General features: G+C 52.1%; 26 protein-coding genes and 1 tRNA gene. 10 read left to right on the top strand and 17 right to left on the bottom strand.

Annotated elements, in window-relative coordinates; all coding sequences use genetic code 11:
• Positions 1-114: 114 nt before the first annotated feature.
• Both trpA and MHM86_RS07120 read right to left on the bottom strand, forming a co-directional pair.
• Complete coding sequence (gene trpA, locus MHM86_RS07125; protein WP_239197438.1) at positions 115-906, bottom strand: tryptophan synthase subunit alpha; 792 nt, start codon at positions 904-906, stop codon at positions 115-117.
• Between the two features lie 88 nt (positions 907-994).
• Positions 995-1414, bottom strand: coding sequence for a VOC family protein (locus tag MHM86_RS07120; RefSeq protein WP_239197436.1), 420 nt, complete (start codon positions 1412-1414; stop codon positions 995-997).
• Between the two features lie 168 nt (positions 1415-1582).
• Here MHM86_RS07120 and ychF point away from each other — a divergent pair, with 168 nt between their 5' ends.
• The 3 genes from ychF to MHM86_RS07105 all read left to right on the top strand — a co-directional run bounded on the left by ychF (position 1583) and on the right by MHM86_RS07105 (position 4765).
• Positions 1583-2680 carry a redox-regulated ATPase YchF gene (ychF, locus tag MHM86_RS07115; protein ID WP_239197434.1) on the top strand — a complete coding sequence of 366 codons (1098 nt, stop codon included), beginning with the start codon at positions 1583-1585 and terminating at the stop codon, positions 2678-2680.
• A gap of 190 nt (positions 2681-2870) precedes the next feature.
• A tRNA-Ser gene (locus MHM86_RS07110) sits at positions 2871-2960 on the top strand.
• 92 nt (positions 2961-3052) lie between these two features.
• Positions 3053-4765, top strand: coding sequence for a site-specific integrase (locus tag MHM86_RS07105; protein ID WP_239197432.1), 1713 nt, complete (start codon positions 3053-3055; stop codon positions 4763-4765).
• Positions 4766-4777: 12 nt separating this feature from the next.
• Here the strand turns inward: MHM86_RS07105 and MHM86_RS07100 are convergent, their stop codons facing one another.
• The gene (locus tag MHM86_RS07100) at positions 4778-5200 is read right to left on the bottom strand and encodes a helix-turn-helix domain-containing protein (RefSeq protein WP_239197430.1); all 423 of its coding nucleotides are present in this window, start codon (positions 5198-5200) and stop codon (positions 4778-4780) included.
• A gap of 171 nt (positions 5201-5371) precedes the next feature.
• Between MHM86_RS07100 and MHM86_RS07095 the strand changes: the two genes are divergently transcribed.
• On the top strand, positions 5372-5668 hold the full coding sequence (locus MHM86_RS07095) for a hypothetical protein (RefSeq protein ID WP_239197428.1): 297 nt from the start codon (positions 5372-5374) through the stop codon (positions 5666-5668).
• A gap of 316 nt (positions 5669-5984) precedes the next feature.
• The gene (locus tag MHM86_RS07090; protein WP_239197426.1) at positions 5985-6359 is read left to right on the top strand and encodes a hypothetical protein; all 375 of its coding nucleotides are present in this window, start codon (positions 5985-5987) and stop codon (positions 6357-6359) included.
• Positions 6360-6838: 479 nt separating this feature from the next.
• Here the strand turns inward: MHM86_RS07090 and MHM86_RS07085 are convergent, their stop codons facing one another.
• Entirely contained in the window at positions 6839-7024 is a 186-nt protein-coding gene (locus MHM86_RS07085) for a hypothetical protein (protein WP_239197424.1), read from the bottom strand.
• A 250-nt stretch (positions 7025-7274) separates the two neighbouring features.
• On the opposite strand from MHM86_RS07085, the gene MHM86_RS07080 reads away from it, so the two are divergent.
• Positions 7275-8354, top strand: a complete 1080-nt coding sequence (locus MHM86_RS07080) for a recombinase family protein (protein ID WP_239197422.1) — start codon at positions 7275-7277, stop codon at positions 8352-8354.
• On the opposite strand, the gene MHM86_RS07075 is transcribed toward MHM86_RS07080, so the two are convergent.
• The gene (locus tag MHM86_RS07075) at positions 8297-9025 is read right to left on the bottom strand and encodes a hypothetical protein (RefSeq protein ID WP_239197420.1); all 729 of its coding nucleotides are present in this window, start codon (positions 9023-9025) and stop codon (positions 8297-8299) included. The two genes, MHM86_RS07080 and MHM86_RS07075, sit on opposite strands and share 58 nt — an antisense overlap.
• 52 nt (positions 9026-9077) lie before the next feature.
• Positions 9078-9638: a recombinase family protein gene (locus MHM86_RS07070; protein ID WP_239197418.1), complete on the bottom strand. Its 561-nt coding sequence runs from the start codon at positions 9636-9638 to the stop codon at positions 9078-9080.
• A 379-nt stretch (positions 9639-10017) separates the two neighbouring features.
• On the opposite strand from MHM86_RS07070, the gene MHM86_RS07065 reads away from it, so the two are divergent.
• The 3 genes from MHM86_RS07065 to MHM86_RS07055 are packed head-to-tail and all read left to right on the top strand — an operon-like array spanning position 10018 to position 13196.
• The gene (locus tag MHM86_RS07065; protein ID WP_239197416.1) at positions 10018-11604 is read left to right on the top strand and encodes a hypothetical protein; all 1587 of its coding nucleotides are present in this window, start codon (positions 10018-10020) and stop codon (positions 11602-11604) included.
• A 30-nt stretch (positions 11605-11634) separates the two neighbouring features.
• A complete protein-coding gene (locus MHM86_RS07060) occupies positions 11635-12540 on the top strand; it encodes a UbiA family prenyltransferase (protein ID WP_239197415.1) in 906 nt (301 codons plus the stop codon).
• A 35-nt stretch (positions 12541-12575) separates the two neighbouring features.
• On the top strand, positions 12576-13196 hold the full coding sequence (locus tag MHM86_RS07055) for a hypothetical protein (RefSeq protein WP_239197413.1): 621 nt from the start codon (positions 12576-12578) through the stop codon (positions 13194-13196).
• A 333-nt stretch (positions 13197-13529) separates the two neighbouring features.
• Here MHM86_RS07055 and MHM86_RS07050 read toward each other — a convergent pair whose 3' ends face one another.
• The 4 genes from MHM86_RS07050 to MHM86_RS07035 form a co-directional block, all read right to left on the bottom strand.
• A complete protein-coding gene (locus MHM86_RS07050; RefSeq protein WP_239197411.1) occupies positions 13530-14252 on the bottom strand; it encodes an HNH endonuclease in 723 nt (240 codons plus the stop codon).
• A 119-nt stretch (positions 14253-14371) separates the two neighbouring features.
• Positions 14372-15208, bottom strand: a complete 837-nt coding sequence (locus MHM86_RS07045) for a DUF4435 domain-containing protein (RefSeq protein ID WP_239197409.1) — start codon at positions 15206-15208, stop codon at positions 14372-14374.
• A complete protein-coding gene (locus tag MHM86_RS07040) occupies positions 15192-16484 on the bottom strand; it encodes an AAA family ATPase (protein WP_239197407.1) in 1293 nt (430 codons plus the stop codon). The genes MHM86_RS07045 and MHM86_RS07040 overlap by 17 nt, the downstream gene beginning before the upstream one ends.
• Positions 16481-16723, bottom strand: coding sequence for a helix-turn-helix transcriptional regulator (locus MHM86_RS07035; RefSeq protein WP_239197405.1), 243 nt, complete (start codon positions 16721-16723; stop codon positions 16481-16483). Before MHM86_RS07035 ends, MHM86_RS07040 begins: the two co-directional genes overlap by 4 nt.
• Before the next feature lie 85 nt (positions 16724-16808).
• Between MHM86_RS07035 and MHM86_RS07030 the strand changes: the two genes are divergently transcribed.
• Positions 16809-17186, top strand: coding sequence for a hypothetical protein (locus tag MHM86_RS07030; RefSeq protein ID WP_239197403.1), 378 nt, complete (start codon positions 16809-16811; stop codon positions 17184-17186).
• Positions 17187-17196: 10 nt separating this feature from the next.
• Here the strand turns inward: MHM86_RS07030 and MHM86_RS07025 are convergent, their stop codons facing one another.
• The 7 genes from MHM86_RS07025 to MHM86_RS06995 all read right to left on the bottom strand — a co-directional run bounded on the left by MHM86_RS07025 (position 17197) and on the right by MHM86_RS06995 (position 22491).
• Positions 17197-17421, bottom strand: a complete 225-nt coding sequence (locus tag MHM86_RS07025) for a hypothetical protein (RefSeq protein WP_239197401.1) — start codon at positions 17419-17421, stop codon at positions 17197-17199.
• Complete coding sequence (locus MHM86_RS07020) at positions 17418-17681, bottom strand: hypothetical protein (RefSeq protein WP_239197399.1); 264 nt, start codon at positions 17679-17681, stop codon at positions 17418-17420. The genes MHM86_RS07025 and MHM86_RS07020 overlap by 4 nt, the downstream gene beginning before the upstream one ends.
• A gap of 174 nt (positions 17682-17855) precedes the next feature.
• Positions 17856-18131, bottom strand: a complete 276-nt coding sequence (locus MHM86_RS07015; RefSeq protein ID WP_239197397.1) for a hypothetical protein — start codon at positions 18129-18131, stop codon at positions 17856-17858.
• A gap of 106 nt (positions 18132-18237) precedes the next feature.
• Complete coding sequence (locus tag MHM86_RS07010) at positions 18238-20268, bottom strand: AAA family ATPase (protein ID WP_239197395.1); 2031 nt, start codon at positions 20266-20268, stop codon at positions 18238-18240.
• 121 nt (positions 20269-20389) lie between these two features.
• Entirely contained in the window at positions 20390-20665 is a 276-nt protein-coding gene (locus MHM86_RS07005) for an AlpA family transcriptional regulator (protein WP_239197394.1), read from the bottom strand.
• 108 nt (positions 20666-20773) lie between these two features.
• Positions 20774-21217 carry a hypothetical protein gene (locus MHM86_RS07000; protein ID WP_239197392.1) on the bottom strand — a complete coding sequence of 148 codons (444 nt, stop codon included), beginning with the start codon at positions 21215-21217 and terminating at the stop codon, positions 20774-20776.
• Positions 21217-22491, bottom strand: coding sequence for a site-specific integrase (locus MHM86_RS06995; RefSeq protein WP_239197390.1), 1275 nt, complete (start codon positions 22489-22491; stop codon positions 21217-21219). The genes MHM86_RS07000 and MHM86_RS06995 overlap by 1 nt, the downstream gene beginning before the upstream one ends.
• Positions 22492-23017 lie beyond the last annotated feature (526 nt).

Below are 23017 nucleotides of genomic sequence, written 5' to 3'. Positions count from 1 at the left end.
GGGGTGGTTTTGTGTCCAAATTGGTCCGGTTTCTTCTGTGCTATGGGCCGGCGCGCGCAAAGAAAAACGCGCCACAAGGGCGCGTTTGCGGGTGTTCAGAGATAGGGTTGGGGATCAGGCGCGGTGCGCGCCGTCCGCCAAAGAGGCAACAAAGGCGCTGACCTCTTCGACCGATTTTCCCTCGCCGATTTCCTTCACGATGGCAGACCCCACAACGCAGCCATCGGCGACGGAGGCGATGTTTTCAGCAGCCTCCGGCGTGTTGATGCCGAAGCCGACGATCACCGGCAGATCGGTTGCGGCCTTGATGCGCGCCACCTCGGGACCGACGTTGCCTGCCTGCGCCTCTGCCGAACCGGTGATGCCGGTGACGGAGACGTAGTAAACAAAACCGCTGGTGTTTTGCAGCACGGTGGGCAGGCGTTTCTCATCGGTGGTCGGTGTGGCCAGACGGATGAAGTTCAGGCCAGCCTTCTGGGCGGGAATGCACAGTTCGTCATCTTCTTCGGGCGGCAGGTCGACCACGATCAGACCGTCGATGCCCGCCTCTTTGGCGTCTGCCAAGAATTTGTCCACGCCACGGTTATAGATCGGGTTATAATAGCCCATCAGCACGATCGGGGTGGTGTCATCATCTTTGCGGAATTCTGCCGCCAGATCCAGCGTGGACTGCAGGGTCTGGCCCGCATCTAGCGCACGTTGGCCCGCCAGCTGGATGGTCGGGCCATCAGCCATCGGATCGGTGAAGGGCAGGCCCAGTTCGATGATGTCTACGCCCGCCTCGGGAAGGGCTTTGACGATCTCCAAAGAGGTGGCGTAGTCTGGATCCCCTGCCATGACATAAGAGACAAAGGCCTTTTTACCTTCGGCTTTCAGGGCGGCGAACTTGGCGTCAATGCGGGTCATGCGGCTGTCCTTCAAAATCACTGACTTTGCATGTGCCTGCTTTGGGGCGGAAAATCAATGCCGCTTGGGCCGGACTGTGCAGCTGTGTTTATTCTGATGCAGGCTCTTCTGGTGGAACGCCGATCATCCAGTGGGTGCCGAACCGGTCCTTCACCATGCCAAACGCCTTGGAATAGAACACCGGCCCATAGGGCATCGTCACTGCGCCGCCGTCGCACAGGCGGTCAAACAGCTGCTGCCCCTCTTCGACGGTTTCAACCGGAAAGTTGATCGCAACGGCCTGTTGCGGCCCCGCTTCTGTGCCCGGCATGACATCGGAGGCCATCAGGCAGGCATCGCCCAGCATGATATGGCCGTACATGATCCGGTCAGATTTTGGCAGGCCCTCCGCCTCCGGCGCCTCATGATAGGGCATCAGGGTCAGGTCGCTGGCGCCAAACACCTCTGTATAATAGCGCAGTGCCGCTTCGGCCTGACCGTCAAAGTATAGGTAGGGGGTAAAGGTCATGGTCATTCCTTTGATCTGGCCTCTGGTTGGTCCACAGGGGGGGGCAAGGGAGTGGCAATCTGCGTTGATCGCCGTCAGGCTGTGGTGGTTAGGATAACACGCATCTTGCCACGGCGTCAGCAACTGCCTAGAAGCCCCGTAAAACATGGATTTCAGAAAGGGCCGGTCATGGGCTTCAAGATGGGTATCGTGGGTCTGCCGAACGTGGGCAAGTCGACCCTGTTCAACGCGCTGACGAAAACCGCTGCGGCGCAGGCGGCAAACTTCCCCTTCTGCACCATCGAACCCAATGTGGGTGAGGTGAACGTGCCGGATCAGCGCCTGGACGCGTTGGCAGGGATCGCCAAATCGGCCAGCATCATTCCGGCGCGGATGACTTTTGTGGATATCGCCGGTCTGGTGAAAGGGGCTTCCAAAGGTGAAGGCCTGGGCAACCAGTTTCTTGCCAATATCCGTGAGGTTGACGCCATCGCGCACGTGCTGCGTTGTTTCGAGGATGGCGATGTGACCCATGTTGAGGGGCGCGTTGATCCGGTGATGGACGCCGAAACCATTGAAACTGAGCTGATGCTCGCCGATCTGGAATCGATCGAAAAGCGCCGCGCCAATCTGGTGCGCAAGCTGAAGGGTAACGACAAAGAGGCGCAGCAGCAGGAGCGCCTTCTGGCCGCCGCGCAGGCGATGCTGGAAGATGGCAAGCCCGCCCGTCTGGTTGAGGTTGATGATGAAGACCTGAAAGCATGGAAGCTGTTGCAGCTGCTGACCACCAAACCGGTTCTCTATGTGTGCAACGTGGCCGAAGATGAATCGGCCACCGGAAACGCCCATTCCGTCCGCGTCGCCGAAATGGCGGCCGAGCAGGGCAATAGCCACGTCATCATCTCTGCCCGCATCGAGGAAGAGATCAGCCAGCTTGACGGCGAAGAGGCGGAGATGTTCCTGGGCGAAATGGGGCTGGAAGAGCCGGGTCTGGATCGCCTGATCCGAGCCGGCTACGGCCTGTTGCATCTGGAAACCTATTTCACCGTCGGCCCGAAAGAGGCCCGCGCCTGGACCATCAAGGTCGGCACCATGGCTCCGCAGGCCGCAGGCGTGATCCACGGCGATTTCGAGCGCGGTTTTATCCGTGCAGAAACCATCGCCTATGATGATTATGTCGCCAACAACGGTGAGCAGGGCGCCAAAGAAGCGGGCAAAATGCGCGCCGAAGGTAAGGGGTATGAGGTGCAGGACGGCGACGTGATGCACTTCCTGTTCAACACCTGATCAGGACTGTTCGGCTATAAAAGTATCGAAAGGGGTCGCGCTATCGCGACCCTTTTCTTTTGTTTGTTGGGGGCTTCACCCGTGCCACAGGTCGCGGTACCCGCAGATCTGCGACCCACGTGAAAGCTTTGTGAATGGTGATGCGTTTTTCCTCTTGTCCCTGCCGCCAAGCCTAGATAAACGGGTCAGCGGAGACGTGGCCGAGTGGTCGAAGGCGCTCCCCTGCTAAGGGAGTAGGCCCGGAAGGGTCTCGAGGGTTCGAATCCCTTCGTCTCCGCCATCAACACAAATTACCCATATTTTTCAGAATGATACTGTAAAATAGGGTTTTTTGCAACTTGCTCTGCTACAATAGGCTGCTACAGTTGATGCATGAATCCACGTGTATCTGTTCCTAAAATCTTTCTACGAGGTAGCCGTTGGTACGTGCGTGTGCAGGTGCCAAAGTCGATGCAAAAGAGGCTAAAGCGTAAGGAATATTGGGTTTCTTTGAATACTTCAGAAAAATCTGAAGCCCTTCAACGTGCCACAGCCAAGACCCAAGAGAAGAGACGTGAGATAAACGCAGTATACCGTCGCCTAGAGGAAATCCGTGAAACGATCACAGAGTTAACGGATGAGCAGGTTACGGCGTTGATGCGTGAAGAGTATTCTCTCAACCGCATTGATCCCGATGCTTTGATCGTAGAACAACAGAGCAGTGGCTTAAGTTGGGACGACTTCGTGGATAAGATCGCGAGTCGCAACAAGGCGATAGTGGCCTCACTGAGGGCTGAGGGTTACGACAACCCTGCACTTCGTATTCGGGCGCATCGTCTGTTGCAAAGAAATGGCGTTACCTGCCCTAGATCATCTAGGGCTTACCAGCAGGTCTTAGAAATCTGTGGTCATGCGTTTGCAGAGGCAAAGCGGGCAGAGTTGGCACTGCTAGAGGGGTATCCAGTTCACGAAAACCCAAATCCCCAGATCATTAATCTGCAAACTGGCCGTCCTTATCCTATTGTAAGTCTCGGTGAACTGCTGGCTGCACCACCTGAACCAACTCCTAGCTTAACCACGATGATGGAGAAGTTCCTGGCAAATCCTAACAAACATCGAACGAAAAAGACTAAGGACTCCATCAGGGGTTATCTTGATGTCGTGTTCCAGATCATTGGAGACACTACACCTGTCAACGACATCAGTGAGGGAACGATAGAGGAAGTACGTGATCTGATTATGAGGCTTCCGCCGAACTTCAAGAAGCTTCCTGGTGCTGAGCGTCTTACCCTCCACGAACTGGCAGACGTTGCTGAACGCAAAAGGATGGCAAAGCTGTCACCCACAGGGGTGAACAACTATCTACGTTGGCTGATGACGTTCCTTGCGTGGTGCCATCGTAAAGGCATGATGGATCGAATGCCTACGGCCTATGGTGAGATCAAAGTTGCTGATCCTGTGCGCAAAGAAGATAAGAGAGAAGCGTTCAGCAATGATCAGCTAAGCACCATCTTCACCAGCCGTGTGTATGTTGATCAGGACCGCGATAGCAGCTTGTTCTGGGTGCCGTTGATAGCCTTGTGGAATGGTATGCGTTCAAACGAGATTTGCCAATTGGACGCCGCTGACATCAAGTTAGAGGAGAATGTCTGGGGCTTTGATGTGACCCACATCAGCGCCACTGGTGAAGATGATAAGTCGGTTAAGACTGGGAGTTCGATCCGCTTTGTACCGATCCATCCACGCCTGATCGACTTTGGTTTACTTGAATACCATGGAACCCGCCCAATTGGGTCAAAACTGTTTGGTGATATCACTCGTGGTGCAGATGGTTATTATTCCACAAACTTCAGCAAGAAGGTGAATAGGTACCTTAAGTCCATCGGCACTCATGGTCCGCGCCATAAGTTTCACTCTTTCAGGCACAACTTCAGAGATGCGATGCGTAAGGGACGAGTCGACCCCGAGATTGGCCGTGCATTGGGTGGATGGACGCGGAGTAATACTGATGCGTTTGATATCTACGGTAACGGGTTCGGCGTGGAAGAACTCAAGGATGAGATCGTAAGGGTGGACTATCCGCAGGTTGATTGGTCAAAAATTTAGCTGGTGACATCATCAATTCCCTAGAGCTTTCACCATACCTTCGAAGCGTTTGAGGTTCACCACATGATCGGTCAGGGCTTCATCGGTAAGCCCGTCCACTTCCAGTCGGTACAATTCCACCGTTAAATCACCACGCTGTTGTGGTGTAAGGCTGACATCCAGACGGCTTATCATTTCGTCCAGTTGGACGATCACATCACGCATAACATTCAACTCAAGCCGCTCCTTGGATGTCGCGTTGCGGTACAGATCGTGTGGTTCTACTGCGAACACTTCTGCCAACTGGTTCATCCGCGCCTGTGTCAGAGATGATAACCCGCGCTCCAATCTGGAGAGTTGGGTCACCGAAATTCCCAGACGGCCTGCCAAAGTATCCTGTGATAACTCCATCTGTTTGCGGAGTTTGGCAATGTTGTTGGGGACCTTGGTGTCCATAGGTATCAGCCTCAGGATGTTGCTTGATCGTCATCATCACCGAAATTCATCTCCCTGTGCAGTCAATTGATATGGCGGATAAGGATTAAAGCCGTCATATAATGACGTATATGATTCCAAAATAGTCCTTAGATGACGTGTTTTGGAAAATCCGTCATCTAAGGAGCCTGAATGACTGCCGAAACCCTAGCCCTGATCGCATCATACTTCCTGTGCAGTGAAGCTGCCGAGACACGCCTGTTGGGTCGTGCTGAAGTCGAATCCTGTACCAGTACATATACTGCGGTGAAACTCAGCTTTCTTCCTGATGTTGATGTAACCGACTATGCTGCAATGACAGCAACGGAACGGGCTGAAGTTAACCAGCGTGGTTATGCGGCTTATGTGGCATGGAGGGCTGCGAACCCGACACTGGTTTTAGAGATGGAAGCAGAAGCACGTCATCAGCTATCCACATCAGATAGTTAAGTGCAGAAGGTCCGTATCAGTCATAACTGGTTACAAAGGATCATACGCCGCTATGGTGGTTCGTTCCTAAATCCGAAATTACCACCTGACACCATACCCCGCTTCACCACAGAACGCTGGGTACAGGAAATCGACATAGCCCTTATCAACCTGCGTGATGAGTATCGTGGTAGCTTCTATTATTCCTGGTGCCGTATGTATGCTGATGAACGGACAGCATGGGTACAGCGTCGTAAAGCGTCACTGATGATCATATGGGTCCGTGGTGGGTCAGAAGGTCTACAGGGGCTTCCAGAGGGGCTGTGTGAGGCTTTGGGTGACATTGATCATTAGTACCACCACTACCCTTACGACCAGTGATCAGCGTCAGCAGGTTTACGAACGTCTTCTCCATCGCAACCACATCCGTTTTCAGATGGGGATGAGGCCGATTGATATCACCAAGATGTACCGCAGAAAGGTCCACACCATGGAAGTCGCAGAATACGAAGACTTGCTGGAACAGTATCTGGTTGATGCCTTTGCCGACATCGCTTGGCCAGACAGTTTGACAGGCCGTATACTCATTGCAGTTCGTCTGTACAAAAGATGCGTAGATCAGGTTCACATTGACCATGGTGTGGCTGATCCAAGAGATCGTCAGCCCGACATTATTGCCGTCATCAATCGTCTGGTACCGCAATTGCGATAAATTGGACGATACGTCCTCAAATTAGTGGTCGCAGATTCGGGGTATATTTACATCAGCCGTGCGCCAGTGGCGTTAGAGCAGGATTCAAATGTTACAGTTTTCAATGGTGCGTGGCAGTTTTCATTTGTGACGAATGAAACCACTTCAGGAAAGTGGCCGACTGGGTGAATCCAGAAGGCCATATTTTATTGGGACTTCTGTGCTTTACAAAACCGTTCTTGAAGAATGAAACTTCATTCATGAAGAATGAAAAGTGTTTATTCTTCAAGAACATAAGTTCGATCACGAAATCAAAACAACCAGCCATTTTCCTTGAACGGAAGCACCTATACTCCTACCTTGATGCTGCGCGGTGCACATTCACCGATGCCATCCATCTGGTCCGATTCCAGATAGTGTCCACACAGGGATTTATGCGATGTCAAAACTCGTCACAGAGGGTATTCCACCCCCACGGTATATTATTGCCTTGTACTTAATCACGCCGATGGTGTGTGAGGATCAGCCATGGAAGTATCGTCACTGGTCTCGTGATCTATCAACAGTTCAATTGCATCTGTGACCAATTCCCCCAATGTACGACGGCCTGTCTGAAGGACATGCACTTTGGCTTCGGTCACAAGATCGGGGTCCAGATTACGGATGGTATTGCGGGTTCCTGACATGGTTTTTCTCCTGATGGATTACACCCATATTTAGTCTCACACGCCGTTCTGGACTTACCTTGCATCCAAGTCAGCGATGTCATCGTCGGATCACATAAATACCAGTTCACCGTGGTGCGTCATGATGCACCAGACCAACGAAACCTTGCCCAATGACCACCAGACTGAAGGCCACCGATACATGCAATTCCAGCGCCATATGCGCTGAGGTGACCCTACCTATAGTCAAGGTTTTACATATGGTAGTGTGATGCACTCAGACGTTATCCGAAAGGCAATCATAGCAGGGAAAGCCAATCTATATCGAAGGGTAAGCACACCTAAGCAGGCAGAGGATGGTTATAAGTATCAACTGGAGTGCATTAAGGATCACTATCCAGAATTTACCATATCCAATTCTACCAACATCAGCGTTAAGGAAGTCATATCTGGTCGTTGTGATACAGAAGTCCGAATGGCCACAGGTCTGCGTAAATGCCTTCGACACCTGAAGCGTCATCAATCCGAAATTCTTCTGGTATCCAGTGATGATCGCATTTCCAGACGGGCTGAAGTATTTGAACTCATACAGAAGCAAGGCTTAGGTAAGCGTATCTATGATGCATCCACTGGGATGAACGTGGATGACATCATCGAACTAAATCATCACCACAAGGTGGAAGAACTGACAAACGCCAAACGTGAAGCGCAGTTCAAAGCAATCGCACGACTTATGGCGGATGGACAGGCATTTGGTTCTCCTGACATCGCCAAACATTCAAAGAAAGGATCAATCACGAAGACACGCTTGGCTGATGAAAGAGAAGCACAGGTTCTATCCGTCATAGCCAACATGACCTATCGTGGTGGTGGTCAGAAACCTTCATATGAAGAGATAAGCGATGAGTTAGACCTTCAGGGTATCCGTACTGGGCAAAACCGTTTCCTGACACCGAAACGTCTTTGTCAGCTTAGGAAAAGATCACCAGAGAAGTGGGACTACGCCTTTGATACATACCATAGACCACGACGGCGTATTCGTGAACTGGTACAAGCTGCCAAGACGGAAGTCTCCACCAAGCGGATACATCGCAGACGTAGGATATGGCTGTCCAGTAAGACCATCATTGATGCGCTGCTATATGGCCTGACATGGCGTGACTTACGATCCCTGACCGTCGGTGATAATCACCTGTGTGATCAAATCAGAACGCAGGCAGGTGAAGTTGGTTGTCGTAGTCCTCCGACCATTTGGCTGTGCCTGAGAAGGGTTCAGTGGAACGTCAGACGTGATCAACTGATGACATCAAAGACCCAAAGATACGACATGGTTTTCCGTGCATGTTTCTGAGTGGACCAGTGATTGTTTGGCATTCTGCTGGTTGCATCCAGAATGAACAGATCACGACCTCGTAGCCCCAAAGCTTCTGCATCCTGCAATAGGTGGACGTGTAAAAAACGTTGTCGTGGTCCTTCTACTGTATCCTTACACTTGACCCAAATCTGCCGCCTGGCGACCCGTGCGGCCTCCTTAAGGCCATCATGGTACAGTTGACGGATGCCCTTGTAGTCGATGCCCTTGGTGGTCTCAGCGTTGCGGTAGCGGTCATCAGACATATGGTTGCCAGGCCATACAAGATACGGTGGATCAAGAACGACAATATCAAAAGAACTGTCGTGATAAGGAAGATTGCGAAAGTCATATGGCCGTTCTGGTACGGTCAACAAATCTGATCCCGTGACGTTTAGATGCGGGGTCTTACGCCAGAATGCGCCTTTGCCATAAGTGACATCCGCAATGGTAACACCAGTATCAGCATAGAGCCTTGCCACTTCTCTGATCAGATCGGCATTGTTACCACGTACCAATGCTTCAACGGGATTATCTTTGACCTTCCGTCTGCGTCGATAGTCAGCTTGCTTGCACTTGTCAGAACAAAATTTCCGATCAGAGCGATGTGTTTCTGGTGACAGTTCAGCATTGCAATGCCTACAAGCCGTAACGATTTTTGGTGCATTCATGCGTTACGGATATGTCTAGATTAGCGGGCGCACAACCACTTTCAGAACGTCTTTAACGTGCTGATGCTGGTAGCCACCTGTACAGTGTCGGTACTGATACGCCCATGGCTTCTGCTACGTCTCTCACGGCGGTACCGTTTGTTAAAAGTTCCTTCGCAGCCATAATCTTTTCCTGAGTCATCTGACGAGGCCGCCCACCAACACGTCCCTTTTCCCGTGCAGCCTTCAGGCCAGCATGAGTACGTTCGCGGATCAGATCACGTTCAAATTCTGCGATGGCTGCAACCACATGGAACAACAAACGTCCACCAGGTGTGGTGGTATCAATGGCCTCAGTGACGCTTTGGAACTCAATGCCGTTGGCCTTCAGGTGATCCATGATTTCGATAAGATGTGGAAGGCTACGTGCAACCCGATCCAGCTTATAAACGACCAATGTGTCATCTGAGTTCGGACGCAGGTAAGTCATGACTTCTGCCAGCACAGGACGATCTTTTCGTGATCCAGACGCAACCTCAGTAAATATCCGTTCACACCCTGCCGCCTTCAATGCTGCGATCTGTGCGTCATGTGTTTGTGAATCTGTACTGATACGAGCGTAGCCAACCTTCATGTATTCCCCTTCTCGAAACTCAACCTCATCATAACAGGATGGAGTAAGTGTTTCGATAGGGGGTAATGAGAATGTCATAGGCAGTGTTATATGGGCCAGGATTTCACGTAATCCTGGTGGTATCGAGAACCTCAAAACCGACCGTTTGTGATTAATTGATCTGCATTAAGAATGGGGTAGGAAGAGTGGGAGCATCAAATGATAATGGCCCACCTAGACAAACAGCCCTGCCAGACGCCTGCAGGCCTAATACCCAGAATATCTGACTGAATTTCAGTGGAACTGATCGGCCCATGAGGTTGACTAAATCACCTATTTCATAGGTCTAGCAGATATTGTGGAAGATGTTTAAGCTGTCCCCAAGTCTAACTCATTTTTTATGGTCGTTAAATTGCTAAAAAACTTTTTGGAACAGCTGGGACGTGCGATTTTCTTAGGTGTCGTTGGGCTCCTCAGTTGGGCTACAGGTCTGATAGTTGCCTTGAGTGAACTTACCGTACTGGACCATCATGTCGTTTATTTGATGGATAGCCTGCGTAGGCTCGATATTGGACGCTTAGCAGCCACACCAATTTACTTAGTGGTGTTTGTGGGAGCGTGGCAGATTTTGGCATCTCCTAGGCGGACAGATGCTACGACAAAGATTATTTTGATTGCCGCGCCTTCTGTTCTTTTCTTGATGGTTGGAGCATCGGTTTTCACGCTTATTATGGTCGAGACAGACCTCAATCGGTTCTCATCCGTATTAAATGGATTAATGATCCATTTCTGTCTAAGCCTTCCGTCGATAGGGTATTTTATCCTTGCTTATATCACTAAATCGAAAACCACGGACCCAGCCAAGGGGCGTACTGGTTCGGCTTCCTCGGCCAGTTTTAATCTGTCAGAACTGGACTTGATACACTTAGGTTTTTTGAACCAGGTCTTTATTCCATCAGTCGTGTTTATGTTGTCCGCATTTTCAATGGGGCTGTATGCGGCGATGCCTTTGTCTGGAGACCCCACTACCATCAAACTTGCCATAGTTATCATAGTGCTAAGCACCTTCTATTTCGACTTCTTGTTCTGGAGGTTCATTGAACGAAGTGTTCGCTTGCAGCTATACACGTTGGTGTTAGTAGTGACGCTTATCTCTGCCGCAGTCCTTACACCAGTCGTTGTCGACGCGCCGATTGCTAAATTTATAGGGATTGCTTTTGCGTTAACACTGGCGACGGGTGTTGCAAGAGTTGCGATGATGTATAGCGGTATCGTCGCAAACAAGTATCAAGATTTTTATGACAGCCATGCAGAGTTTTTCCTTTTGGGATCAAATTGGTCGTCAGTGATTTTTCCCGTCTTAGGTCTAACGATGCTGTCGGCATTTGACGATTTTTACTACGTCCCTACAGCAATTGTTGTGGCCGCTTTTGTGGTAGCATGGCTGCACTTTCCAAAGCACATCAAGGCGGGTCGCATCGGCTTTCTGTTTGCCTTTGCTTATGGGTGCGTATTGCCCGTAACAATCATTTGGGGTTTTGTCGTTCCCGTTACAAGCGGTGCAACTAGCAAAGATTGGTTCAGTGCCGAGGCTAATGTTTCTGACTTAGTATTGGCCTTACTTGCACAGGTGGGCTTCGCTGTAGGTCTCTTGCGCCTTGCAAAGGACACCCTGGGTCTTGATCTGGCCGACTTCTTCCGTAAGCTTTATGTACCCACAAATTACTTGCTAAGAGGTCATTGCCTGTTTTTGCTTCTAACGGCAAATTCACTTATCGTGGTAGCCTTACTCTTCCTGTTCGTGTTGGTTCTCTTTAATGTAACATCTGCCGACGCCGTGACTAAAGCAGCTGTATTAGGGCTGGGCCGCAACCTGGCAAACGCGGGTTTCGTTGTGACGTTTATCTCCCTGTTAGCACTAATTGGAACATTTACTGGCCGTGGTAGTGTGGAGAGGCTCAAATCGGAAGCTGGGGTAGCCCAGTAGCCAGACGATGCTCCTAAAATGTGAATGAGAGTGGAAACTGCCTTCAATGGTGAACCGACAAGTGTTAAAGTGATGTCTAACGAAAAATACTCAAAGGAAGCCGTTGTGGTGAACTTGAATCGAGTGCTGCCAGTGCGGACGCTAGAATATTTCCTCGATTGCATAAAGAGTGGCAGATTGGGCGTGAGTTGGATCGCAGGGTTTGCTGCGGGAACCACGGTCTTTGTGGCTGATAGCGGCGGCTTTTTGCTTGCAGCCTTGGTGGCTGTTTGCATGACGATGTTGACGATGGCTGGGTTTATTTCAAACGATATTTCTGATCGCCAAAAAGACAAAATAGCGCAGAAGTCGCGGCCGATCACAACAGGAAAGCTTCCCGCTAAAGTAGCTGCATTGTTCGCCATTTGTCTGTTTGCGTTTGTGGTGTTTGTGTCTGGATTTTTAGGTATAGCCGCTGTCGTTGCGTCTATTCTCACCGCTGCGGCACTTGTATTCTATTCGGCTTTCTCAAAAAAGTTCCCCTTGTTCAAAGGGGTCTATACCGCATTGCTATGCATAGTGCCGTTTGGGTTTGCAGCTGCTGCATCCGAAGCCAGTGTGCAACCAGATTTAGTATCAATTGTATTTTTCTTTATAGTGTTCAGAGAAATCCTACTGGACACACTCGATGCAAGCGGCGACCGCGCTTTTGGTTTAAAAACGGTGGCGCATGTTCTGGGTGAGCAAAATGCTAGAACCGTAGGATGGTTGGGCATGTTTGGCAGTCTTATGGCTGGCCAAGTATTATTACATAATCCTGTATCAATACTAGTGCTTTACCTTGCGCTGATTTCATTAGCGGTGTCTGCATGCTTGTATCTCTCAAATGAGGAAAAGGGGTTGAGGTCTACACGATTAGCAATGTTTCTTGGTGTTTTCTCGATTGCAGTTGCTTAGAAGTGAGGCCATCAGCGACACCAATCAGCATTCTTTTGCTCATCAGCATCGTAGACCTTTTATCTTATTTTTCAGTCCTGCCCAGTAAAGTTGTTGCCTTTGAAGCTCTTTCCTCATGGCTTGCAACCAATGGCCTGTTGCTTGTGGGTGTATTGTCATTCTTGGAGAACATCGCTGTTGCTAATGCATACTTCCCTGGCTCGGTTGCTATATTGGCCGCGATGCATGGAGCATCATCAGACTATGCGTTGATCTTAGAAGTTTGGTTGATAGTTACTGTTGGCGGCATTGCAGGCCAAATTGTAACTTTTAAGTTTGGGGGGGCGCTTCTCTCACGCTTTTCGTCGAGGGATGCAGTCGGAAGCAACAAGGCTAAAGTGAGGCCGCTGGCATTGGCGCTTTCAAGCTTCTGGCATCCACACTTAGCTTCTATTGCCTGTTTGCGTTTAGCTGAAATTAAGATGCCGACCATCAATTTTATTGGTGTATCTATCGTCGCGTCGTCAGCTTGGAATACCTTTTGGACCGTCTTCGTTATTAATTTCGGAAACATCTTCGCTGAAGGTATAGTAGGTTCGGCTCTCGTATATGGTTATCTGTTGGTGTGGATAGCATTGGCAGAGCGCAAACATTTCATGAATCGTGGGGGGAGCTGATTGTAACATTTGGATGTTCGTGTGAAATGGCACATTGATCGCGAAACCCGTAACCGAATGACTGTAATAGGCTCGAATATATCAAAGTGATGGGTGATTGCGGGAATATTTGCTACAATTATATGCTACACTAATTATGATGACGATCTTTAAGATATTGTAAAATATAACACAAATTAACACTCGCGTAAGCTCCCTTCGTCTCCGCCATTACCCGCTGATTTTATTGGATAATTTGGCGATCTGCCAATTCTACCCACGAAGTACCCACGCACAAAACCTGCCTAGAAACCGGTACTTTGCGCTCACGAAAGCGTGATCGCAGATCGTAAACTAAAACGTTTCCTCGTAGCCGACGCGTTCGAAGGAACATAGTTCTTCGGCCTCCAGAGCCGTAACCATCGGAACGTCGTAGAGGCGGCAGTAGTGGCCCCGGCTAGCGTGAAGGCAACTGCTGCAAGCGGCCACCAAGGCTTCGTGGTCGCCTTTCGCATGAATGCGGTCGTGGCAGTCGCCGCACAAGGCAACAAGTTCAAACAGGAATTCATGCCCCCAATGCTCATAGCTTAGGTGATGCACTTCCCTCGCAGGGGAAAGCCTGCAACCCTCACAAAGCCCGTTCGCACGGTCCATGACGCGTTTGCGAAGGTCGCGCCATTCGGGCGAAGCTATGTACGCATCATGGGCTTGACGATAGTAGCTATCGCCTTGCTCTTTCGCCCGCCACCGCCGCAACTGAATTTCGACGTATCTTTGGTCGATCTTTTCTTTCTCTGCGGTTCGCATTGCGTCGTAGGCGTCGCGCATAGCGTCGTCGAATTCAGGCAGTTCATCGGCGTTGGGTGGACGCTTAACAGGGTTTCCGACGCGAAGGCCGCAGTCCAAACACTGCATACGGACAACAGGCGCACCGCCTTTGTTCAGACCGCGTCGCAGTTCCTGCCGCTCATGTTCACACTCTTGACCCGACCACGCGGAGAACTCTTTTGCCCAGCGTTGTGCCAAATCGACGTCTAGTGGTGCTTGCTTGCCATTGCGCGGGTCAGTAACTCTCATTCGTTTTTCTGGCCCCGTTTGCCACTGTTTTGTATGGCAGAAGCTGCGTCCTGCCAGAAGGTTTGCGTTTGATGGTGAAACTCACCGTCGGAGTGACAAAAGAAGCCAAAGCCGATAGCTCAGAGCCTTGCAATCGCGTTAGCATAGTAGTCGTTTCTTGGGCGACCTCCACTGGTGACATCAAGCGTGTTGGTTAGAACGTCCATGAATGCCTCATAGACTACCTTTCGTGACCCGGTGATGCGCTTCGTTCGGTAAGCAAACCAATGAAATACCAGACGGGCAACCACCTTGCCAAAGAACGACTTAACGCCACAAAGCGTATTGTATTGCTCAGTCGGAAGCGGCGCGGTCTGAAAGTGCCCTAGAGTCTTGGCTTTTTTCAGCATGGATGAAGCCCTAACGAAGGGTTCGCTGCTACCGGGCGTTGCTATTATCGACATAGGTTTTTGACGATCAAACAGTTTCTCATGATGGCCGATGTACTTATAGTCCAGTGCGCAAATTCGCCTTAGCCCTTGCGACAAGCCGTCTCGGAAGGTTACGAACTCCGCTCGTATTGTTTGCCTTCGAGTGGTTGTTGCAAAAAGTGACAGCGCTGGTGAGAACTGGAAATCTAACACCACGTCCGATTCCCAACTGTATCCAAAGGTGTAGAACACCTGTGGATGGTCTATGGCTAGGCCACGTAAATCGTCGTAGTCACGGTCCATAGCCACAATGACATTGCGTATGCCTTCCGCTACAACTCTTTCAGCTAGGGGCCGCACCACAGATTTCCCGCCCATACTTTTGCAGTGGACCGATTTGCCGTTTTCCCGAAAAACACGCTCCCAAAACACTTCGTCCAACGACGAGCCTTCTCCTTCAATCTCTTTGCCTTCGCAATAGACAACAAAATCCACGCCATGAAAAAGATGCTCGTTCTCAATTCCTAAATTAGTTCTGGTGAACATCCGAAATGCACTGCTCAATTTGAATTACTCGATCTTGAAATGCCCCTACAATATCGGGCGAATGCGTAGCGGAAATTATCTGGCAAGAGCCATTTAGACTTCGGATGTTTTCAAACAACGAGCTTTGCCAGCTTACATGTAGTGAAAGCTCTGGTTCATCAGAGATAAAAATCACAGGCTTTTCTTCTTGAAGAAGGGCTTCACCCAACAGGATGAACAGTTGCTTCTCACCGGACGAAAACACATCAATGTCAACTGTATCCCCTGAGGCAAGATGTACCTTGGGATTGTTGCGGGCATCAAAGTGAAGCTCTTTTCCCGATAGTAGGCTATTTATGATTTTTTCGAATTTTATGCGCGGCTCGAAGATGGCAAGCCGCTTCGATTGAAGGTCTCGCCACTCATTGATCATCTCACTTACGCGACGGGCGTCCGACAATGTAATTGCATCTTCAAGTTTGAACGCGTCTTCGTCCGCCCATCGCTTTTTGGCATCGTCCAGCCTAGAATAGTGTGTGTTCACACTCTTTGTCGCCTTGGTGTTGCTAACGCCCAAGTCACGTAGAACCCCTACGACTGTGCTCTTGTCTTCGGGTTCTGCTATAACCTGCTTTAGCACTTCACCACCTGAGTGGTTTTGTTCCAAGAGCGACAAGAAGACATGTTCTTGAAAATTCTTACTTTCAGATTCGGCCTTCGAACTGAGTAGAGAAAAGTATTGCGAGAACGCTTGTGAAATATCATGCAGTTTCTGGTCTATGGAGGATTCATAGCCTTCTTCACGACGGTTCCTTCGCTCCATTTCTGAGTTTGAGCGATGGATCGACAACCAGTTTACTTCTACCAAATTGGACAGAATGCTACTTAGCCTAGCGCCTTCTTCCATGTACCTACGTGGGCGATTGTAGCGGTAGTCTCTGTATATCCTTTCGTCGTATGGGCCTTCGACACCGTACGTTCGCCCTTTGTCACTGGACTTCTCCTTGACTGTGTATCGCAGTTCAAAGCTGCCCATTTTTTTATCAACAACCTTTGCCACCTCAATGACAGGCTTTCGATTTGCTCCAATTGCTTTAAGCCGAACCGTCACTTTCTCAAATTGAACAGAATACAGGGCGGGAATATCCGCTCGCAAGACTGCTGAAATCAGGTTGATGATTGTTGTTTTGCCACTTCCGTTTGGGCCAATGAGAAAGTTCAAATCCTCTTGAAGCTTTAGCGAGACGTTCTTCCGCCCCCAAAAGCCCTCTATTTCCACGCTTTCAATGTAATTCAACTATCTGGTTCCGCTACTGTCTTGACAAATTCGGAGGCTTCAAAGCCAAGTGCCTTTCCGATTTCGATCAACTCTACGACGTCAATACGCCTTTGACCACTCTCCAAACGTGCGACAAATGACTGATACTCCCCCAGCCGGTTCGCCAACTCCGTTTGTGTCATCCCTGCGGCCTCCCGCTTGTCGATCAACATGCGAACCAACTTGGCATGTGCTTTTGAAGTAAGTGTTTTCTCCACGTACGCCCATCCTTGCTTCGAATGGGCACTTCACCTATATCTGAAAACCAGTTATCTAAAATTCAGATATTTTTGTGAGGCTTCCATGAGACGTACTTCCCCTATACTTGTCGCATTCACGGCACTGGGCGTTGCCGCGTGCAACGTCACTCCTACGGTATCCAACCCGGTTGACCGCACGCCAAACTGGTACAAAGAAACCGCCGTTTCTACGGTGCAACAAAGTTTGTTGGACCCGCAGTCAATGCGACTACACAACGTGTCGGAACCTTTTGCGATTGAAGCCGCACTTCAAGGTCAAACAGGCGTTTGCGTGACTATCAACGCGACCAACAGCTACGGCGGGTATGCGGGCGTGCGAACGTTCCTTGTGTCTTTCTTGGGCGGCAATCTGCGTCGCTGGGGCGGCACAAGTCCGGTGACTGATATTTCCCCGTCTGCGGGTAGCATCTGCCCGCGCTAAACGTCTTCGGTCACTTGCCCGCGTTGGGCGTAGTAAGACTTCGTTGCTGTTCGGCAAGGCAGTCTTCCCATTCCGTGTCTGTCCCGTGGTCTGTGACGGCCATGAAAGTGCCCTTGGGCAGGTCATCCAGCAAAACACCGGCAGGCGAGAAGCGAACCACATGGTGACGCGTTGTAGGGGGTGCGTGGCGCTGGGCTTCAAGGCGCTTTAGCCGGGATAGGGCGGTACGGGTCATATGTGTTCTGCGGCTTCTAGGGCCTCTAAACGCCGTTCGAAGTCGCTGCCTTCGATCATTCGCCCTATCAGCATGAGAATGTTTGCCAACTTGGAGGCATCTGCAATGTCGATCTTGCCCGCGCGTGCTTCGCGGTACAGCTTCGACATTTCTTTTCGGGCGTCAGTCACGGTATCGAGTTTGACCCGAACACGGCGGGTTGTCTGCCCTTGGGGGTGGGGGGCTTTGTCTACCCCGCTTTGTGTAGGTGCGTTTGCCATCGTCTTAACCTGCCAATTTCAGCCCTTTATCGGTGTCTTTTCGCCAGTTAGGGCGGAGTTTTGCGGGACGTCAAACCAAATTGTGCCGCAGCCTGAAATTAGACTTATACGGACGGAAATTCTGGGTTGATGACTCTTGGGTGCCCCGGAGGCTATTGGCCGGGACAGTCTTGCTCAGTTCCCACATTGGGCTTGCGCTGCTTCAATGCGCTCGAAGAATTCCTTGATGCTGCCTGCAACCAAGACGCTATCTGAATACGAAGCTGAAGCGCCATAGGTTTCAGCCGCTATCAGGTCTATTGAGAGTTCCTTGGTCGTAATCCTGCATCCTTTGAGTTCGCCAATTATCGTTTCTTCGCGGATATTGATGATGGCTTCGAGGTTGATAACGATACGTCCTTTGGGTTGGCCGTGTCGTGTGATTTCCAAACATTCTATGATTACGTGCATCGTCTTCCCCTTTGTTATTGCGGCATTCTCTTGGTCGGATAAACTCCCGACCGTGCCGGACAAGTGGACACCCCCTAAAGGGGTGTGTCCTGTCCGTCCGGGTAACTCACGGTCTCGCCATTTGGACATGTCCGGTAATGTCCGTGTCCTGTCCGGCGGTCCGGGTGGCCGTAACCGCTTGATTTTTCACCCAAGCGAACGAGCCTACGTAGCGGAATACGTCGTCGGCCACGTCCAGTTCGCCTTTCTCGACAAGATCGGTACAGGCACGGCGGAAAGCCTTGCTTTTGCTGTCGTCGTTGTCCTGCGTTGCGATGCGATAGAACGCCGTACGCCAATCGTCGCGGTGCACGCCGACAAACGAGCCGTCGTCAGCAAACTGCCCATGCTCTTTGGCAGCGTCTTCGAATGCCTTCATGGCGCGTTGCTGCGACCGGGTTAGCTTAATGGCGCGTGTCACTTGTTCTTCGCGCTCAATCAGCACCGCAGACGTAAACGGTGCGCCGTTTTTTCGGGTTCCTAATTCGATGCTTTCTAGGCTGAAACGTATAGGTTCGCTTTCTGGTGCGTCCTTTGCTTTCGTGTGGACAAGCGTCACAGTGCTGTTGTCTTTCTCCACACGGAATTCGGCGTCGGCTGCTGCCCGCAATGCGCTTGAACCGCGACCGCGTGAATTGTCGCCATGCCCGCTATGGTGAACCACGACAACGGTGCAGCCGAAGCGCTCAATCATCCGACCTACCGCCATAACAAAACGGTTCATGTCGCCTGTGCTGTTTTCGTCGCCGTCTCCGAAGTTCCGGGCAAGGGTGTCCAGCACGATGATCTTGATGGTGAATTCGCCTGTCGCTTCGGCAATGGCGTCGCAAGCCGCTTTGACGTCCGACGCGTTGAGCATTTCGATTGGCGATTGAATGACGAACAATGGCTTGCTCTTATCCAGTTCTTCGCCCGTGTGCTTGCTCCAAGCCTGTAGCCGCCGCTTGATACCAGCCCCGCCTTCGCCTGCGACGTAAACAGCGCACCCTTGCTGCACTTCCTTGCCGTGGAATTCTCGACCCGAAGCTACGCAGGCGGCGACGTCCAGTGTGACAAAGGATTTTCCAGAACCCGGTGCGCCAAACACGACGACGCAGCTTCGGGCTTCAATTAAATCGCCAACTATGAAGTCGGGTTCGCGGGCTTCGATATCCGACACATGCTGCACGCGGAAACGGGGGCGCTGTGCCGCTCCGCCCCGTTCGTTCCAGCCGGTCAAGAGGGTTTGGGCGACCTGTCGGCCATGATCGACCCCCAGCGCCCGTTCCTGCCGTTCTACGGCCCCTCTCCGAGCCAAGGCGGGCCATATCCTATCGAAGTCCCGTGCCGACTTCTCAGGGCGGGTGCCGCTGCTATGCGGCGGGCCGTTGACAACAAGCGGGCTGGACAGGGCGAGGCGCTTTGCCTGTTCACGGCTGCACCCCACTAGGGCGAGTGCGCCGACGACGGCCCCGAACGCCTTGGATTGATCGGCTACGCCTTCACCATCCCAATTGCGGCGATTGGCTTCCGACTTGCGAACGAAGGCTACGGCCTCTGCGTCACACACTAGCGATACATCGTCCGGGGTTTCGTGCGTGTAAAAACTAGCCGGGTCCGGGGGGCGCAGCCGGGCATAGAGCGCGTCCAGTGCCTCTTGCATTTCCAAGGGGCGTTCTTTCCGCACCACGTCGCCTGTGAATGTGAAGTATCGCCGCGTCGAATAGGCTTCGATACCTTGGGCGCTATCCTTAATCGCAGCGGGCACACGGCCCTTTACGATGATGTGCACCCCGCGACCGCTAGGCGACCGTTCGGCATAGCTTGGAAACGCCGCGAAGACTTGTTCTTGAAGCGGCGTCGCTGTGCCGCACTCTGGTACGTCTAGGTCAATCCCTGTGAGCGGATCGTTTTCGGTGAACACGAAACCAATACCCACACCCCTGCCAGCATCATGCGCGGCGCACGCTTGATCGAAGGTGCCCCATGTCGTCGGGTCTGATACGTCCGCAAATCGGCCTGTGTGGGGGTTGATCGGGCGCTTGTCTGTGTCGTGGCATATCCATTGGGAATACGACCGCAGTTCTTCGGGTATGTTCTTGCGTGTGGCTACGGTCATTTTGTCGTTGGCCTGTGGGTAGGTGCGTGGGTAGCCACAGTCTTTTGCGTGACCGTAAGCTAGAGCTTTGAAATTAAGTGGATTTGCGGCAGATTCGACGGACTGTGCATCCGTCGAATGCTTAGGCTGCGTCCTTGCGGGCTTCGACCAAGGACACGATCAAGGCTTTGATTTCGTCTTCGGACTTGCCCGCGATTTGCGCTGCGCACCATGCGGAGATTTCGGAGCGGACCCACAGGGCCAGCTTCGGCCCGGCCTTGATCGGCGGCGGGAAAAGGCCGCGCTGCACAAGGTCGTAGATCGTGCTGCGGCTCAAGCCGGATTGGTCAATCGCGGCGGGCAAGCGGGCGAATGAGTGGTGGGCCGGGACGGCGGGTGCTGTGGTTGCGCTTTGCATTGGTCGGTTCCTTTGAAGCCATGCGGATGCATTGGGACTGACCTTGGCCGAAAACGAACGGCCCGGCATCAAAAGCCGATTGCAATTATTAGGGCAGTAATTGCAGCCCTATTGGGTTGACAGATTGGCAGCATCTTTCAGCCGGGCGCGGGCGGCGGCTATACGCTGGCGTGCCGTGCGTTCCCCTACGCCTAGGGCTTGCATGACGTCTGAAACTAGTTCCTTCGCCTGCGGCTTAGGTTGGCATTCCGACTTGGCATCGTGCTTGACCACTAACAAGAATACGTCGAATTCGCGTCCCTTGATTGGTGCGTTGGCGCTTTGCTTCACCCACAGTTCGGTTGCCAGCACATTTGATCTTTCCGCGCTTTCGGCTTTGGCCGCTTTTGCAAGTGCGTTGGCGAGATAGTCGGCAAGGGGTTGGGGCAATGCTTGCCCTTCGCGCAGGTAGTCCGCTGCGAGGGCCATTAGTCCCGCTGCCGCGTCGGGGCGATTGGGCGCTTCGTGCAACAACACGGCAAGCTGCCCTTCCTTTGACCCGATGCGCGCCATTAGACCGCGCCCCGGATCGGAACAACGCCCGCGTCTTCGACGTTCCTACGGTCCACGGCGCAATACTTGCCCCAATCGGCCATGAGCCGCGCCCGCTTCGCCATGAGGGTTCCGCGTGCGTACGCAGCTTCGGCCTTGTCCTTGAGGCTGTGGGCAAGGGCATGTTCGATCACTTCGCGCGGGTGTGCGGTTGTTTCGCCAGCCCAATCGCGGAACGTAGACCGGAACCCATGTTGCGTAAGTTCGCTGCGGTCCATGCTACTAAGAACGTTGTTCATGGCGTTCTCGGAAAGTCCGCCCGTCTTCGCGGTGCCGACGAAAACAAGCGGGTTGCCTTCTTCGCGCGGCAGGGCTTCTAGCAAAGCAATCGCTTCGTCGCACAACGCGACGCGGTGTTCCTTGCCCGCCTTCATGCGTGACCCGTCGATAGTCCAGACCTTCGCGTCGAGGCCGATTTCATCCCATGTCGCGCCTCGCACTTCGCCGGATCGCGCGGCGGTCAAGATGCTGAATTCCAGCGCTCTTGCGGCGACGCCTTCGCGCCCACGAAGGTTTGCCATGAATGCGCCGACTTCCACATATGGCAGGGCGGCATGATGCTTCGGCTTGCGCAGGTCTTTGCGGGCAACAAGTTCGGTCTCAAGGTGCCCTTTCCACCTTGCCGGATTGTCGCCTTTGGCGCGAAGCCCGCGAAACGCGGCCCACGACAAGACCTTTTCGATACGCCCACGAAGGCGCGATGCGGTTTCGGTCTTCATATTCCAAAGCGGCCCGGCTTTGCCCTTTGCCGTCGTTTCCTGTTGAAGTACGCGCAAAACTAGATCGGTGTTCACGTCTGCGACGGGCACGTTGCCAATAATCGGGTTGGCGTACGTCTTAAGCGTATTGCGCCATTGTTGGCGGTGCTTCGGGTTCTTGAAGCCGCCTTCGTCTACGTCAACTTTCGCGTCGATATATGCCGACGCAGCTTCGGCAAACGTCATGGGCTTTTCGGCCTTGGTGTTCTTGCGACGTTTGGCTTGGCGTTCCTCTATCGGGTCTTCGCCCTTTTCCACTTTGGCCGCTAGAAGCTTCGCCTTGGACCGTGCATCTGCCAGCGACACTTTCGGGTATGGACCAAGCCCCATGCTGCGGGTGCGACCGTCAAGCGTGAACCGGAATTCGAACGATTTGGTGCCCCACTTCGATACCTGTAAGTACAACCCTTCGGAAACGCGCAGCCGACCACGCGTGTTGAACGCGTCTACCTCAAGCTTGGTGATCTTCTTCGACATGGTGGCAATCCTCTACCCACAGCCCTACCCACGCAATATGGGCGGCTGTAGGGGGATTTATCAAGACCTATCTGGAAGAGTATTTCCATAAGCCATTGATCTAAAATGTTAATGGTAGATGCACTTGGACCCCTCTGGACCCTACTTAGGCGGACTTCGTCTCCGCCATTTTACATTTTTGGCTGGAAAATCCCTCTAACACCTTGGATGGCAAGGTGGTTTGGGGTGTTCGAAGTCCGTCTTCGCGTGAGTAAGAAATCCGATCCGCAAAGCGCCTCAGCCTGCTGCAGCTTTGCGACACTCTTTTTCGGCTTGTGACACTTTCTTCCCATTCTTGGTCCTCCGTTTCTTAATTATACGGGTCTTAATTATACGGGCGGGTCAATTCAGTGGGGGAGGATCAGATTTTACTGCCCCCTCCTAAAAATTGGGGGATTACCCCACGACGATCTCATCAAACGGTTTGGCGGTGTCTGGGACTTCTGCGGTTTCCTCAGGACCAGACGGATCAAGCAACTCAGATGCG

The sequence above is a fragment of the Thalassobius sp. Cn5-15 genome (assembly GCF_022347685.1).
In the GTDB taxonomy this organism is placed as follows: domain Bacteria; phylum Pseudomonadota; class Alphaproteobacteria; order Rhodobacterales; family Rhodobacteraceae; genus Thalassobius.
The sequence above is the reverse complement of the archived record's forward strand: the minus strand, read 5'-3'. Positions and strand labels throughout refer to the sequence as shown.

Bases quoted from the DNA above. Each gene is read 5' to 3' on its own strand.
- trpA (WP_239197438.1), bottom strand. From the start codon at position 906: ATGACCCGCATTGACGCCAAGTTCGCCGCCCTGAAAGCCGAAGGTAAA.
- MHM86_RS07120 (WP_239197436.1), bottom strand. From the start codon at position 1,414: ATGACCTTTACCCCCTACCTATACTTTGACGGTCAGGCCGAAGCGGCA.
- ychF (WP_239197434.1), top strand. From the start codon at position 1,583: ATGGGCTTCAAGATGGGTATCGTGGGTCTGCCGAACGTGGGCAAGTCG.
- MHM86_RS07105 (WP_239197432.1), top strand. From the start codon at position 3,053: ATGAATCCACGTGTATCTGTTCCTAAAATCTTTCTACGAGGTAGCCGT.
- MHM86_RS07100 (WP_239197430.1), bottom strand. From the start codon at position 5,200: ATGGACACCAAGGTCCCCAACAACATTGCCAAACTCCGCAAACAGATG.
- MHM86_RS07095 (WP_239197428.1), top strand. From the start codon at position 5,372: ATGACTGCCGAAACCCTAGCCCTGATCGCATCATACTTCCTGTGCAGT.
- MHM86_RS07085 (WP_239197424.1), bottom strand. From the start codon at position 7,024: ATGTCAGGAACCCGCAATACCATCCGTAATCTGGACCCCGATCTTGTG.
- MHM86_RS07080 (WP_239197422.1), top strand. From the start codon at position 7,275: ATGCACTCAGACGTTATCCGAAAGGCAATCATAGCAGGGAAAGCCAAT.
- MHM86_RS07075 (WP_239197420.1), bottom strand. From the start codon at position 9,025: ATGAATGCACCAAAAATCGTTACGGCTTGTAGGCATTGCAATGCTGAA.
- MHM86_RS07070 (WP_239197418.1), bottom strand. From the start codon at position 9,638: ATGAAGGTTGGCTACGCTCGTATCAGTACAGATTCACAAACACATGAC.
- MHM86_RS07065 (WP_239197416.1), top strand. From the start codon at position 10,018: ATGGTCGTTAAATTGCTAAAAAACTTTTTGGAACAGCTGGGACGTGCG.
- MHM86_RS07050 (WP_239197411.1), bottom strand. From the start codon at position 14,252: ATGAGAGTTACTGACCCGCGCAATGGCAAGCAAGCACCACTAGACGTC.
- MHM86_RS07045 (WP_239197409.1), bottom strand. From the start codon at position 15,208: ATGTTCACCAGAACTAATTTAGGAATTGAGAACGAGCATCTTTTTCAT.
- MHM86_RS07030 (WP_239197403.1), top strand. From the start codon at position 16,809: ATGAGACGTACTTCCCCTATACTTGTCGCATTCACGGCACTGGGCGTT.
- MHM86_RS07025 (WP_239197401.1), bottom strand. From the start codon at position 17,421: ATGACCCGTACCGCCCTATCCCGGCTAAAGCGCCTTGAAGCCCAGCGC.
- MHM86_RS07020 (WP_239197399.1), bottom strand. From the start codon at position 17,681: ATGGCAAACGCACCTACACAAAGCGGGGTAGACAAAGCCCCCCACCCC.
- MHM86_RS07015 (WP_239197397.1), bottom strand. From the start codon at position 18,131: ATGCACGTAATCATAGAATGTTTGGAAATCACACGACACGGCCAACCC.
- MHM86_RS07010 (WP_239197395.1), bottom strand. From the start codon at position 20,268: ATGACCGTAGCCACACGCAAGAACATACCCGAAGAACTGCGGTCGTAT.
- MHM86_RS07005 (WP_239197394.1), bottom strand. From the start codon at position 20,665: ATGCAAAGCGCAACCACAGCACCCGCCGTCCCGGCCCACCACTCATTC.
- MHM86_RS07000 (WP_239197392.1), bottom strand. From the start codon at position 21,217: ATGGCGCGCATCGGGTCAAAGGAAGGGCAGCTTGCCGTGTTGTTGCAC.
- MHM86_RS06995 (WP_239197390.1), bottom strand. From the start codon at position 22,491: ATGTCGAAGAAGATCACCAAGCTTGAGGTAGACGCGTTCAACACGCGT.